Annotated in this window: 19 protein-coding genes and 1 riboswitch; of the genes, 3 read left to right on the forward strand and 16 right to left on the reverse strand. The window is 43.1% G+C overall.

Going from position 1 to position 13,637, the window contains the following annotated elements; translation table 11 throughout:
* Positions 1-83: 83 nt before the first annotated feature.
* Positions 84-228, reverse strand: a riboswitch (FMN riboswitch).
* A 119-nt stretch (positions 229-347) separates the two neighbouring features.
* Positions 348-692 (reverse strand): hypothetical protein, encoded by a 345-nt coding sequence (locus NST22_RS11800; RefSeq protein WP_004398735.1) that lies wholly within the window; start codon positions 690-692, stop codon positions 348-350.
* Between the two features lie 234 nt (positions 693-926).
* The gene (gene lepB, locus NST22_RS11805) at positions 927-1,481 is read right to left on the reverse strand and encodes a signal peptidase I (protein ID WP_003246166.1); all 555 of its coding nucleotides are present in this window, start codon (positions 1,479-1,481) and stop codon (positions 927-929) included.
* Positions 1,482-1,747: 266 nt separating this feature from the next.
* Here lepB and NST22_RS11810 point away from each other — a divergent pair, with 266 nt between their 5' ends.
* Positions 1,748-1,984, forward strand: a complete 237-nt coding sequence (locus NST22_RS11810; protein ID WP_010886560.1) for a hypothetical protein — start codon at positions 1,748-1,750, stop codon at positions 1,982-1,984.
* Here NST22_RS11810 and NST22_RS11815 read toward each other — a convergent pair.
* Positions 1,927-2,133, reverse strand: a complete 207-nt coding sequence (locus NST22_RS11815) for a zinc ribbon domain-containing protein (RefSeq protein ID WP_003223929.1) — start codon at positions 2,131-2,133, stop codon at positions 1,927-1,929. The two genes, NST22_RS11810 and NST22_RS11815, sit on opposite strands and share 58 nt — an antisense overlap.
* Before the next feature lie 620 nt (positions 2,134-2,753).
* Positions 2,754-2,957, reverse strand: coding sequence for a hypothetical protein (locus tag NST22_RS11820; protein ID WP_004398590.1), 204 nt, complete (start codon positions 2,955-2,957; stop codon positions 2,754-2,756).
* 665 nt (positions 2,958-3,622) lie between these two features.
* On the opposite strand from NST22_RS11820, the gene NST22_RS11825 reads away from it, so the two are divergent.
* Entirely contained in the window at positions 3,623-3,835 is a 213-nt protein-coding gene (locus NST22_RS11825) for a spore germination protein (protein WP_003230479.1), read from the forward strand.
* Between the two features lie 135 nt (positions 3,836-3,970).
* On the opposite strand, the gene NST22_RS11830 is transcribed toward NST22_RS11825, so the two are convergent.
* Complete coding sequence (locus NST22_RS11830) at positions 3,971-4,402, reverse strand: peptidylprolyl isomerase (protein ID WP_003223931.1); 432 nt, start codon at positions 4,400-4,402, stop codon at positions 3,971-3,973.
* 253 nt (positions 4,403-4,655) lie between these two features.
* Here NST22_RS11830 and NST22_RS11835 point away from each other — a divergent pair, with 253 nt between their 5' ends.
* Complete coding sequence (locus NST22_RS11835; RefSeq protein WP_009967658.1) at positions 4,656-5,528, forward strand: DUF1002 domain-containing protein; 873 nt, start codon at positions 4,656-4,658, stop codon at positions 5,526-5,528.
* A gap of 29 nt (positions 5,529-5,557) precedes the next feature.
* Here the strand turns inward: NST22_RS11835 and lysA are convergent, their stop codons facing one another.
* The 11 genes from lysA to spoIIAA all read right to left on the reverse strand — a co-directional run bounded on the left by lysA (position 5,558) and on the right by spoIIAA (position 13,609).
* On the reverse strand, positions 5,558-6,877 hold the full coding sequence (lysA, locus tag NST22_RS11840) for a diaminopimelate decarboxylase (RefSeq protein WP_004398851.1): 1,320 nt from the start codon (positions 6,875-6,877) through the stop codon (positions 5,558-5,560).
* A gap of 105 nt (positions 6,878-6,982) precedes the next feature.
* On the reverse strand, positions 6,983-8,464 hold the full coding sequence (gene spoVAF, locus NST22_RS11845; protein WP_003230471.1) for a spore germination protein SpoVAF: 1,482 nt from the start codon (positions 8,462-8,464) through the stop codon (positions 6,983-6,985).
* Entirely contained in the window at positions 8,415-9,026 is a 612-nt protein-coding gene (spoVAEA, locus tag NST22_RS11850) for a stage V sporulation protein SpoVABEA (RefSeq protein ID WP_003230469.1), read from the reverse strand. The genes spoVAF and spoVAEA overlap by 50 nt, the downstream gene beginning before the upstream one ends.
* A 7-nt stretch (positions 9,027-9,033) precedes the next feature.
* Positions 9,034-9,384: a stage V sporulation protein AE gene (gene spoVAE, locus NST22_RS11855; protein WP_003230467.1), complete on the reverse strand. Its 351-nt coding sequence runs from the start codon at positions 9,382-9,384 to the stop codon at positions 9,034-9,036.
* Position 9,385: 1 nt separating this feature from the next.
* Positions 9,386-10,402 carry a stage V sporulation protein AD gene (gene spoVAD / locus NST22_RS11860; RefSeq protein WP_003230465.1) on the reverse strand — a complete coding sequence of 339 codons (1,017 nt, stop codon included), beginning with the start codon at positions 10,400-10,402 and terminating at the stop codon, positions 9,386-9,388.
* Positions 10,403-10,414: 12 nt separating this feature from the next.
* A complete protein-coding gene (gene spoVAC, locus NST22_RS11865; protein WP_003223947.1) occupies positions 10,415-10,867 on the reverse strand; it encodes a stage V sporulation protein AC in 453 nt (150 codons plus the stop codon).
* Between the two features lie 12 nt (positions 10,868-10,879).
* Complete coding sequence (gene spoVAB, locus NST22_RS11870) at positions 10,880-11,305, reverse strand: stage V sporulation protein SpoVAB (protein WP_003230463.1); 426 nt, start codon at positions 11,303-11,305, stop codon at positions 10,880-10,882.
* Positions 11,295-11,915 carry a stage V sporulation protein SpoVAA gene (gene spoVAA / locus NST22_RS11875; protein WP_003246053.1) on the reverse strand — a complete coding sequence of 207 codons (621 nt, stop codon included), beginning with the start codon at positions 11,913-11,915 and terminating at the stop codon, positions 11,295-11,297. The genes spoVAB and spoVAA overlap by 11 nt, the downstream gene beginning before the upstream one ends.
* Positions 11,916-12,039: 124 nt before the next feature.
* Positions 12,040-12,807 (reverse strand): RNA polymerase sporulation sigma factor SigF, encoded by a 768-nt coding sequence (gene sigF / locus NST22_RS11880; RefSeq protein WP_003230458.1) that lies wholly within the window; start codon positions 12,805-12,807, stop codon positions 12,040-12,042.
* Between the two features lie 11 nt (positions 12,808-12,818).
* Positions 12,819-13,259: an anti-sigma F factor gene (spoIIAB, locus tag NST22_RS11885; protein WP_003230452.1), complete on the reverse strand. Its 441-nt coding sequence runs from the start codon at positions 13,257-13,259 to the stop codon at positions 12,819-12,821.
* Positions 13,256-13,609, reverse strand: coding sequence for an anti-sigma F factor antagonist (spoIIAA, locus tag NST22_RS11890; protein ID WP_004398633.1), 354 nt, complete (start codon positions 13,607-13,609; stop codon positions 13,256-13,258). Before spoIIAA ends, spoIIAB begins: the two co-directional genes overlap by 4 nt.
* Positions 13,610-13,637 lie beyond the last annotated feature (28 nt).

The following is a 13,637-nucleotide window of genomic DNA, read 5'->3' on the forward strand; positions in this document are numbered from 1 at the left end:
ATTTATAAAAAATTCGGGGCTTTAGGTATTTTACGCAATAGGAAATAACACTATGCATTTTTAAACATTTTGCATAGCGGCTCATCATCCTTCTCCCATCCAGACTTTCACTGTCGGCTTCAGCTTAAACTGAATCCACCGCGTGCTTATGCACACGGGTCACGGGCTCTAAAGCAAATGTGCTTTACTACCGCCGGTCGGGATTTCCACCCTGCCCCGAAGGATACAATCTTTATTCATTTGTCCTTATTGGTTATTATAGCGATCCTTTTTAAAGTACGCAATGAAATAAACTTACAATTTGAGAAAAACAAAACATCACCCTTCGATCCGAAAGGTGATGTTTTTTAATCATTCACTTTTGCAACCTTGATTAATCCGTCGATCCGCTTTGATTTGCTGAAGTAAGCCTTAATCTTGTCACCTTCTTTTATATCAGATAAATCCTGATTTAATTTTTTTCCGTTGAAGATGATTTTCGTTCCGTTTTCTGCTACTCCATGATACTCTGAGCCGTCAATTTTCGTCACTTTATATTCCTGGATGGTGTATTCCTCTTCTTCCGAGGACAAGGTTTGTCCAATTGCTGTCGGAACATCCTTCAGCTCAATATCATTTATGTACATATAACCGCCTGCAAGTAAAAGCAAAAGCACTAACAGAATGGTAATCTTGGTTTTTATTCTTCCCATTTCTAAACCTCCAGCCAATATGAATCTATTCATTCATATGAGTTATTCCTTTTTTTCATGAATAAAAAACCGTAAATTCTCGTAAATTATTAATATAACGATGCATAACGGGAATATGTTTCACATTTCTGCAAAAATTTCTTTTCTATAGATATACGAATTTATGTTCTGTTTTTAGGGGATGACCGTAAAAAAGATATAAAAAAAGCAGCCCCAATGGGAAGCTGCTTGATCCTAATTTGTTTTGCGCATTTCGTTAAACGGGTAGAAAACAAACTTTGACGTACCCGCAATTTGTTTTTTCGTGAAGAGGCCAAGGCCGTTACGGCTGTCCATGGAATTGCGACGATTGTCACCCATCACAAAATACTTGTTATCAGGCACTTTAACCGGGCCGAAATCATCGGTCAAATGGTCAAAACCGTCCTGTTTCGCTCTCTTTTTATTAGCCGCCAAATAAGGTTCGTCCACCTTTTTCCCGTTGATATAGAGCTGGTCATTTTTCATCTCAACCGTATCGCCGGGAAGGCCGATAATACGTTTGACATAGTGAACATCATCTCCGTTTAACACGACGATGTCTCCTCTATCAAACTCGCCGATGTATTTGACTGTCATATTAACAAAAACCCTTTCACGGTTGTGAAGTGTAGGATACATAGAGTCACCATCAACGACATACGGCGCAAAAATAAAGTTGCGGATGAGCAAAGCAAGAACGACAGCAATCACAATTGCTTTTGCCCATTCTAATATTGACTTTTTCTTCGAAACATTTTCTGATTTCAACTGATTTCCTCCAATAAACAACGGTCTTCAATTTATGTTATCACGAATCGAAAAAAAATCCCATTAGGACCATTGAAGTGATTTTACAAACTGTTAATCTTCATCTTCTACCCACATCATGCCTATTTTTTCTTGTCGATCATAACTAGGCCTGAAAATATTGAAAGAAATGAATCGCATAATTCAGAAGCGATGGACTCAGAAGAAAGAGAGTTCTCATATGCAAAATCTTTAGATCGTATATAAAGCATGAGGTTACGGGCAGTTTGTTCATTTACTGCATTCCATTGATCTCCCAGTCCATGATACCCATGGCACTTGACAAAACAATTAACGTCATGAAGGTTACTGGAATGTTTGCGGCAACCTATTTCACAGGTGATAACCGCACCCCGTTTTTTGCTTTCATAATATGTTTAAAATCATTCAAGCTCGAAAACATGGATCAGCCTCCAAAAAATAAATCCAATATATTCCCGGCAGTTGAAGACTCTTTATTATAAAACTCTGAATATCCGCAGTTCTTACAGTAAACCACTAGAAATCGGTTATGCTGCACGTCAAACAGCTTTGATAATCCCGTGCCGGTTGTAGCTATTTCTTTTTGTCCGGCTTCAGTACTACCGCATTTTATACAGCCTTTGTTGTTCATATCGCGATCTCCTTTTCATTACATCACGTTTGTTTGATTTATTTTACTACAAAATATCAATCCCAATGACCCGTACTACTTTAAAGTTTACTTAATTTTGATTACATACTAATTGGGTTCGTTTCTCAGCTTGGTAAATCTTCTGGAGAAACGGAAAAGCTCCATGACCAAAACATTCAAACTCAGCCAAACACCGCCGAAGGCGTAACCCGCAGCAACATCACTCGGATACTGCTCATAAAGTACACACGGCTCAGCCCGATGAGGAATAAAACGATAATAAACAAAAAAATGCAACAGTTTGCAGACGCGTCTTGTGAGAATGACGAACAAAAAGATAAGCACAAAAACCAAAAATGACAAATGCCGTTAAAGTCTGTTCGCTCGGGAATGGATATAATACATGACTTTCCAAAGGAGCGTGAACAGGATGAAGGGAATGAAAGAGCCGTCTGATTCCCTCTTCATAAAGCTCCCCACCAATGACTAGGAAAAATAAGAAAGAGAGTTCGATTTTCCGATCTTGCCCTCTGAATACCGTCCAAAAAAAAGTTAGAACAATAACGGCTAACAGAACACCTCTCGACGCAAAAGCTTTCTGAATTGCAGCTGGGCCCAGTCTATACCCGATCCAATACGACATGCTCACTCCCACAGCTCCCCAATCCGGCCGCTAACATGCTTAGCACCCAGTTTAACTTTTCTTGAAACACGAGAACACCGGCAAACTCTCCCGGTCCAAGTAAAGCTAGAAGCTCTAACATCAAGACAATAAACAAGACGGCATATCCGTACTGTTCGAGCAACCCCGTCAAAACTTGCATGTGATTCTCCTTAAACTTTTTTGTTCTTTTATCATTCCCAATCCACTTTTTGTATAATCAGCACAATTTTATCTTCAGTCGTCCAACAACATTGTCTATGGCGGGATCTTCTCTCATACATTCTTTTTTGACATAGGAGGAGCAATAGCATGAAATGGGAGGAAACAAAAGATACGCAGGGAGTTTGCCAAAATTTTGGGCAGTTCGTTCTGCCACCGAGTCAGGTGTTTGTTTGCCCACCTCATCCCTTGTCAATTCCCCATTTTTCCCGTTTGAGGTTCGAAATGGTAAAGTATTTCACTTAGTTTCTTACATGAAGAGGTAAATTCTTTGCTCACCGAACTAGGATAGCGGCGTATGGCGATTTCTACATTGCATAACCACTGGTTATTTAGTGAGCCGTGAGCAATGTATATGCACTTTGAGTCAGCACAGGATGATCCTATTACATTCGCCAGAAAAGCAGCTGCCGCATTCAGAGTAGTTAAAAGAATAGACAGATATCTGGGCTTCCGGAAGCTTTAAAGGAGGCTCTTTTTTCGAGCATTTTTATAAATCAATAAAAACAGGCATCTCCTAAATATTTTTGCCGATAAGTTTACGCTAATCAACTCTAGCACTAATACATATAAAAAATAGAATGATATGAAAGGAGACTTGATAGTATGATTGATTATCCTATTAATATAAACAACGTTTCCGGGAACAGTGTAATTAACGTAGGCGGCGCTTTTATGATCAGGCCTTTAACTTTGTCCAAATCTGTGTTTGGCTCCGGAGGTTTAAACACAGGAATTGTCTTTGAAAATAACTTTGTAAGCAAAGCTAAAATGATTAATCATCAATTTACTGATCAAAACGTCACCAAAACTTTTTAATGTATTCAATACACGGGGGTCACTAACTAAACACCTGGTTTTGCCAACCGCCATCAGCATTCGGCGGTTTTTTATTGAACATTTTTGGCCAATAAAAAAAGCTTCCTCTCTAAGAGGAAGCCTTTTGCCTGCCGATTAGCCTTCTACACGAACTTCTTTCATGACATCGCCATTAGACATGTTTTTCGCGAATTCTAATCCGCTTGTTACTTTACCAAATACAGTGTGAACACCGTTCAAATGAGGCTGTGGCTCATGAACGATGAAAAATTGGCTGCCGCCAGTGTCTTTTCCGGCATGTGCCATAGAAAGTGCGCCCGCCTCATGTGTATGCGGGTTGCCTTCTGTTTCACATTTGATTGTGTATCCCGGACCGCCTGTACCAGTTCCGTGCGGGCATCCGCCTTGGCTGACGAAGCCAGGGATCACTCGGTGGAATGTAAGCCCGTCATAAAAGCCTTCGTTCGCAAGCTTTTCAAAGTTTGCAACAGTTCCAGGTGCAGCTTCAGGATAAAGTTCAAATTCAATTTTGTTCCCGTCTTCTAATAAAAAGTAACCTGTTTTCAATTGTATGCCTACTTTCTTTATTTTAATTTTCAAAGGAGATTATGTATAGGTTATAGCCTGTCTCTCCTTGTCGCGGCTATTATACCACACCTTTCGGGGGAAAACGAATCTCCCGAGCTTTACTAAAAAATAAAAATGAAACCTGAATCTCTTTATCTCCGTCTAACCTAACGGAACTGTATTTTTCATGATTCAGGTCCTCACAAAGCAGCACTATCCAGCTGCTTGTGAAATTGAAGGAGGTCAAACTGCTTTGAAGAAAATTTGGATTGGAATGCTGGCAGCGGCCGTTTTGCTGCTGATGGTTCCGAAGGTCAGTCTCGCGGATGCCGCAGTTGGAGATGTCATTGTAACACTGGGTGCTGATTTGTCAGAATCTGACAAACAAAAAGTGCTTGATGAAATGAATGTCCCTGATAATGCCACAACGGTAACCGTGACCAATAAGGAAGAACATGAATATTTAGGAAAATATATATCGAACGCGCAAATCGGATCGAGAGCGATTTCTTCATCGTCAATCACCATTGCCAAAAAAGGCTCCGGATTGAATGTTGAGACCCATAATATCAGCGGCATCACAGATGAAATGTACCTGAATGCACTGATGACAGCCGGTGTTAAAGATGCGAAGGTGTATGTTACAGCACCGTTTGAAGTATCCGGGACTGCCGCTTTAACTGGATTGATTAAGGCGTATGAAGTTTCTTCTGACGAAGCGATCTCGGAGGATGTTAAGCAGGTCGCCAACCAAGAGCTTGTCACGACATCAGAGCTTGGAGACAAAATCGGTAACGAAAATGCGGCAGCCCTGATTGCAAAAATCAAAGAAGAGTTTGCTAAAAACGGGGTGCCTGATAATAAAGCTGACATCGAAAAACAAGTGGATGACGCAGCTTCTGATTTAAACGTCACACTTACAGACAGCCAAAAGAATCAGCTTGTCTCCCTATTCAATAAGATGAAAAACGCTGACATTGACTGGGGACAGGTCAGTGACCAGCTAGATAAAGCGAAAGATAAGATTACGAAATTCATAGAATCAGATGAAGGCAAAAACTTCATCCAGAAAGTCATTGATTTCTTCGTATCTATCTGGAATGCGATTGTATCTATATTCAAATAAGAAAAGCGCCGAAAAATCGGCGCTTTCTTTTATTGCTTTACACCCGTTTTAAATGGCAGATCAAGTTTTACAATATCTTCGTATGTTTCTCGCTTCACGACTAAATGAGCCTCACCGTTTTCGACAAATACAACGGCGGGTCTCGGAATACGGTTATAATTGTTGGCCATGCTGTATCCATAAGCGCCTGTACAAAAAACGGCAAGAAGATCGCCTTCTTTTACTTCCGGCAGGTCAATATCCCAAATCAGCATATCTCCGCTTTCACAGCACTTTCCGGCAATTGATACCGTTTTGTCATGCGCTTCTCCGATCCTGTTGGCTGCCGCAGCTTCATATTTAGCTTGGTAAAGCGCAGGACGAATATTGTCGTTCATGCCTCCGTCTACAGCCACATATTGGCGGACACCCGGCACTTCTTTTTGAGAGCCAACCGTATAAAGAGTTGTGCCTGCGTCTCCCACGAGAGAACGGCCCGGTTCGATCCAAATTTCCGGAATGTCAAAACCGTAACGGGAAGCATTTTCTTTCACAGCTTCGATAATTTTTTCAACGTATTCAGTGGCATGAAGCGGTTCATCATCTTCCGTATAACGAATGCCGAAACCTCCTCCAAGATTCAGCACCTTGGATACAAATGAATATGAATCTCTCCATTCGTCTAGTTTTTTGAAGATTTTTTCCGCTGCTAACACAAAACCGGCCGTATCAAAGATTTGCGAGCCGATATGGCAATGGACACCCAGCAGCTGAATGTGTTCCGATTGTAATACTTGTTCAATGGCCCGTTCAGTTTGTCCGTTATGAAGATCGAAACCAAACTTTGAATCTTCCTGGCCCGTTGTAATGTAGTCATGCGTATGCGCTTCTACTCCGGGCGTGATCCGAAGAAGAACATCGATGGAGTGACCCGTTTCTTTACATAGGTCTTCAAGAAGCGCGATTTCATAGAAATTATCCACCACAATGCAGCCGATGCGGTGCTCAAGCGCCATCCGCAGTTCTTCCCTGCTCTTATTGTTTCCATGAAAGTGGATGCGTTCTGCCGGAAAGCCTGCTGCAACAGCCGTATATAGCTCTCCTCCGGATACGACATCTAAAGAAAGTCCCTCTTCCTCAGCGAGCTGAATCATTGCGACTGATGAGAATGCTTTGCTCGCATATGCCACCTGTGCTTTCAGCCCTGCAGAAATAAACGCCTGCTTAAAGCTTTTAGCACGCTCACGTATTAAAGCCACATCATATACGTAAAGAGGTGTACCATATTTCTCCGCTAAATAGAGAGCATCCACACCTCCGATTTCTAAATGACCATGTTGATTTTGTCTGCTTGTGCCGTGTAAGAACAATGTCATTCCCTCTTTCTCCGCTTATGGATGAAAGGACAGTTTTATGGACTGTCCCTTCATAATTAAGACATACATTATCATACTCTTCAGTCAGTTTCAATGCGATTATGAATTGGTAGGCTGCCTTAAGCGATTTTTGGGGTGAACGATGCTGGGTCTTACTTTTGCGCCAGGTTTCGCTGTGCGGACAAGAACCTGCCACAGCGCCTTTCCGTTAAAGGGAATCAGCGGCCATAAGTACGGTGTCTGAAGGGATTTGATGCTTGCCATGGCAATAATTAGCACTGTAAATCCGATGACGAGCCCTTTTATATGAAATAAAGCAACGAGTATCATGAGGACAAGACGGCTCATTTTGTTTGCCAAGCTTAATTCATAACTAGGCGTCGTAAAGGTTCCAATCGCCGCAAGTGAGACGTACAGAATCACCTCAGGAGAAAAAAGGCCGACCTCAATCGCAATCTGCCCGATCAGAACAGCGGCAATTAAACCCATTGCTGTCGATAAAGCCGTCGGTGTGTGAATGGCAGCCATTCTGAGAAACTCGATTCCTAAGTCAGCTAAAAATATCTGCAGGATGATCGGGATATGCGTATCTTTATTTAAACCGATAAATTTCATGTTGTCCGGGAGCAGATCAGGCTGAAGCACAAAGAGAAACCAGATCGGAAGAAATAAAGTAGAAGCAAGAATACCGAAAAATCTTACCCATCTTAAAAAGGTCCCGACTGAAGGCGCCTGCCTATATTCTTCAGCATGCTGCACATGGTGAAATAAAGTCGTCGGGGTAATGATCACACTCGGCGATGTGTCCACTATAATGATAACATGGCCTTCTAGAACATGATTTGCGGCCACATCCGGTCTTTCTGTATAGCGCACGAGCGGAAAAGGATTATAGCTTTGATTAACAATGAATTCCTCGACAGTTTTGTCTGCCATTGTTAATCCATCGACATCAATGGATGCAATTTCTTTTTCTACGATCTCAACCAGATCCGGATCAGCTATATCTTCTATATAACAAATGCTTAAATCCGTCTTTGACCGCTCACCAACTTTAGTCATCTTGACTCGAAGGCGTTCGTCTCTGATCCGCCTTCTGAGAAGGGCCGTATTGACGACGATATTTTCAACAAATCCGTCTCTGGCTCCCCTGACCACCTTTTCCGTATCAGGTTCTTCCGGGTTTCTGCCCGGATAGCTTCTGACATCAATTATAAATGCGAAGCCTGCACCTTCAACAATGACAGCGACGAGCCCGGACAGCACTTGGTCGGTGGTTTCATCCAAGGTTTTTACTTTTTCGACCTGGGCGTTAAGCAGCCTGTTTTCGACGATGTCGACCAGCTCATCAGGGTCTTCTTTCCGATTGTTAATGGCAACAAGCTCTCTCATTAAATGAATAATATAGGCTGTATCGCATAATCCATTTAGATAGTAAAGCTGGATCTCTTTATCTAAAATCGTGAGCTTGCGAACACCTACATCATAGCTCGTCCCCATCCCAACACGGTTTTTGAAATACTCTTCATTTTTAGCTGGATTCCGATAAACCCGAATTTTCTCTTCCTTGTGGTCCGGCATGATACCCGCTCCTTTCTAAAATAAACTCGACCGCTTTCATGGTGATTGGCGACCCTTTTGAGATATCGTCTTTTCTGCCCATTTTGCCGATATCCCCGATACCGACAATAAGCGGGAGATCAAGTTTATCAAGGCAATAGACTGTATCTCCACTCATTCTGTGGTCATCAAATTCCCTTTCCCCGACTTTATCGACGCCGTATTCAGTTATTTCTCCATTGCGGTCAATGCTTACATCGACCCTGGTCCATTCAGCCTGATGTGTTTTTGACGCGACCGCAATCACACCGAGCACTTCAATAGACGGATGGGTTGCGACATAGGTTAGAGCGGCTTCTCCCGGGCCCTCTCCTTGAAGGCCGGAGTCGTCAAACATGACAAATACAGGATCATACGGTGCTGAGGCGATCAGCTTGACAAGCTCGGCGCCGCTGCGGGTGGAAGGATTCCCTTTTGATTGTGAAATACATCGGCCTCCCACTTTGCTTGCGGCGTATTCAATTGTTTTAGCGGCATAAACATCCCCGTCTGTTACCAGTATGACCTTGCGTTTTGTCGTCATGTCGGCATTATCCTTTCGGTTTGAAAATAACAGCTACGATAAAGGCGAAAAGAATAGCGGCTGAGATACCGGCCGAGGTCAGCTCAAAAATCCCCATGCCGATTCCGATAAATCCGTGTATATGCGCCTGATGCATGGCGCCGTGCAGAAGACTGTGACCGAAGCTGACGATCGGAACGGTGGCGCCTCCTCCGGCAAATTCAATAAATTTATCGTAAATGCCGAAACCATCTAATATTGCACCGATTACAACAAATGATGTCATGACATGAGCTGGCGTCAATTTAAAAATATCCAAGAGCAGCTGGCCGACGATACAGATGGCCCCGCCGCAGACAAAAGCCAAAAGGTAGTCCATATTAAGATGCACCTCCTGCACGCTCAAATACAACCCCGTGGGCGATAGTCGGGATGGTTTCTTTTTGCTGGATCATCGTCGGGCTTAATAGCGCCCCGGTCGCCACGACAAATACACGGTTTAGTTTTCCTTCTCTCAGCTGCTTAAAAATATGAGAGTAGGTGACAACCGCTGAACAAGCACAGCCGCTCCCCCCGGCAAAGACCTGCTGATCCGGAGTGTAAATCAGAAGCCCGCAATCATCATGCTTTGTGCCGACTGGATATCCATCTTCTTTTAAAATGTCTTTTACGATTGGAGAACCGACGCCTGACAGGTCACCTGTCAGGATTAGATCATAGTCATCCGCTGTCCGGTTGAGATCTTTAAAGTGCTGCTTAATCGTATCAGCTGCAGCCGGAGCCATAGCCGATCCCATATCAAAAGGATCTGTAATTCCTAAATCAGAAACCTTCCCGACAGTCGCACTTGTGATTTGGATATCACCCGGTGTCTGACTGATGACAACTGCACCGCTTCCGGTTACAGTGGAGGTAGCAGTGTCCGGTTTTTGGCCTCCGTATTCTGTCGGATAGCGAAACTGTCTTTCCGCAGTTGCATTGTGACTGCTGGTGGCAGCGAGTGCCCTTTTGGCAAACCCTCCATCAACTAAGGCTGATGCGACAGCCACTGTTTCCATTGATGTTGAACAGGCGCCAAACATACAAAGAAATGGGATTTTCAAGTGTCTTGCCACATAGTTAGCCGTCACGTTTTGGTTCAGCAAGTCGCCTGCCAGCAATAGGTCAATATCATCTTTTGTCAGATTGTTTTTTTGAAGTGCAACATTAACAGCGTCTTCCATCAGCTGCCGTTCCGCCATTTCCCAGCTTTTTTGATTACAATGCATTTCGTCATAGGTTTTATCAAATAAAGAGCCAAGCGGTCCGTCTTTTTCCTTTGGTCCTGCTGCCGTTCCCGCTGAGTTGACAAATATGGGATGTTCAAATACCCAGGTTTGCTTTCCTGTTAATTTCATTTTCTTCTCCTCCTATGACATCAGTTTCTCAAAAGCAAACCGAATCATTCCAACGATGTATGCAGCTACAACTCCGAAAACAATAACATTTCCTGCCAGTTTAAACATATTTGTCGCTACTCCAAGCACTAATCCTTCGCTTTTATATTCAAGAGCCGCACTTGCCATACTGTTGGCAAAACCCGTGACAGGTACGGCTGAACCTGCGCCTGCGAATTGTCCGATTCTGTCATAGATTCCAAACCCTGTAAGCAGGGCAGAAATTAATATCAGCGTTGCAGCTGTTGGATTCCCCGCAGTTTTTTCATTGAAATCAAAAAAATGGATATAAAAATTTTGCAGACCTTGCCCGATTGCACAAATCAGTCCGCCCACTAAAAAGGCTTTTACACAGTTCCAGACGTAAGGCGGCTTAGGCTGATATGTTTTCACTTTTGATTTGTAATTTTCTTTTATGTTTGTCATCTTGAAACCTCCTTATGAATGGTCAATAAAGTACAGCCAGTGAAATAAAGATCCCGCGATTTTCCCAATCACGATGGCCATTAACAGAATAATGATTTTACTTCTGAGCCCGATTCGTTTCGCCAAAATCGGCAGGACATTTAAAACCTCTGTAAGAGCAGCCGCTAGCATCCCGACGAACAAACCTGCCAGAAGCCCGACCGGCACAGCTATCCATTTTGTTAGATAAAGATGATTCATATGAAGCGTCTCCCATCCCCCGCAAACCGCGCCAAGAATAACAGCCGCTTCATAAGCCTGAACAAATCTCATTGTTTTGGTGAGCTGCATCAGCCGCGGAATGATTCCCATTACGGTTAAAAAAGCAACGAAACCCGCCCCCACCGTTATGCCTCCGCCGAGCCCGACAAAAATGATGAACAATACACTAACGATCATGCAGATCCTTTATGGTTTCTTGATTCTCATGCATGGCCACATATTGATCGAGATCAAGCTGATAGTTAAACATCTCAACCTCCAGCGGGCTGGGCTCTTCATTTAGGCGCTTTTTAAATATGTGGTTAAAAAACACGATCATCCCCAGTCCCAAACCGATGCTGTATGGGATTTGAAGCAAATATGGATAGTCATTCCTCTCTCCGGTTATGATTTCATATAGTGCGATATGAACATCTCTCATGCTTACATCCTCATGAAAGTTCATGATGGCAAGACACGATCCAATAAACAGAAGCAGCCAGACACCGATAAATAGAACCGTTGATAAATTTCGCTTTCGATACTGAATTTCAACAATGGTTTCTGCTCCGCCTACGGTTTGAACATCAATTGTCGGGTCTTGTAAATGAATGGCTCTGAGGACTTGTATGATATCCAGAATTACGATATTTTTATCTTTTTCGCTCACCTGATAAAGCGGCATAGCCGAAAGTTTCTTTTTCAGCTGAAGCTGCCCTTCTATTTGCGCGGCATCTCCAACGGTAATAATATCCCCTGGATGTGCCAGCACTCGGTGGCGAAGCCGGATAAATATTCGTCGTTCCATCATTGATCACCATCTTTCGGTGGTTATATATGTAGTATGTGGTTCGATTTTGTTCTCATTCATCCGCTCGAAAAGACCATAAATTACCACGCTTTTGCACAAAAAAGCTAGCCTGCACTGCAGACTAGCCATCCGTATGATCCATTTGAACCTTGATCTGTTTTAATATTTTCTTTTCAAGCCTGGAAACCTGCACCTGAGAGATCCCGAGCCGCTCAGCCACCTCGGACTGTGTCTGGTCTTTATAATATCTGAGATAGACGATTAGTTTTTCCCTTTCCTCCAAATCGCTGATCGCTTCTTTCAGCGCAATTTTGTCAAACCATTTTTCTTCTGAGTTGTCAGCGATTTGATCAAGCAGGGTAATCGGATCTCCGTCATTTTCATAAACGGTTTCGTGAATCGAAGATGGAGCCCTTACCGCCTCTTGGGCCAGTACAACATCCTCAGCTTCAATCTCCAAATGGTCAGCGATCTCCTGCACCGTCGGCACTCTGCCCAGTGTTTTCGAAAGCTCATCCTTCGCGCGCCGGATTTTGTTTCCAAGCTCTTTTAATGACCGTGATACCTTTACGGTTCCGTCATCACGGATAAATCGTTGGATTTCTCCGATAATCATCGGCACTGCATACGTTGAAAAACGCACATCATAGGTTAAATCAAATTTGTCAACAGATTTTAACAGCCCGATGCAGCCGATCTGGAAGAGATCGTCAGGCTCATATCCTCTGTTTAAAAACCGCTGTACGACAGACCAAACAAGACGCATGTTTTTTTCTATGAGGAGGTCTCTTGCCTGCTGGTCGCCATTTTGGCTTTGTTTGATTAATTCCTTTACTTCATGATCCTTCAGCTGAGCGTTTTTGCCGTTTTTCTTAACCTCCACATCCATAACAAATCTCCTTAATTACAAAGCGCTTTGCTTTTTGATAAGTGCTTTGTTAAGCGAATCGTTGTTCCCATTTCAGGCGATGAATCGATACTGACATCATCCATGAAATTTTCCATAATGGTAAAGCCCATTCCAGAGCGCTCAAGCTCAGGCTTAGTCGTAAATAGAGGCTGACGGGCTTCTTCAAGATCTGTAATGCCTAAGCCTTCATCACGAATAGTCATATATACGACATGATCTTCCAGCGTCACTGAAATGTAAACTTTCCCTTCACAGTTCTCTTCATATCCATGGATAATCGCATTCGTGACAGCCTCTGACACGACTGTTTTGATTTCAGTCAGTTCATCCATTGTCGGGTCCAGCTGAGCTATAAATGAAGCAACTGTCACACGGGCGAACGATTCATTCTGACTGAGGGCAGAAAACTCAAGGTGCATTTCATTTTTCATGATGCCACCCCCAGTGTCAGGAGTGCCTGCTGTTCAGATTGTTCAAATCGGATAATTTTAAACAGACCCGACATATCAAACAATCGCTTCACCGCAGGAGAGATAGCGCAAACAACCATTTCTCCGCCAATTTGCTTAATTTGCTTGTATCTTCCTAAAATAACGCCAAGCCCCGAGCTGTCCATAAAGGAAAGGTCCTCCAAGTTCAGCACGATATGGCGAATATCATCCTTCTCCAATGATTGAGTCACTTTTTGCTTCAGGGTTTCAGCCGTATGGTGATCGAGTTCGCCTGTTAATCGAATACAAAGCACAGATTCTTTGACATTCATGTCAATTCCAAGGCTCATGCTCATTCCTCCTTGATATGATCGGATA

This window comes from Bacillus sp. PS237, from assembly GCF_037963345.1.
In the GTDB taxonomy this organism is placed as follows: Bacteria; Bacillota; Bacilli; order Bacillales; family Bacillaceae; genus Bacillus; species Bacillus subtilis.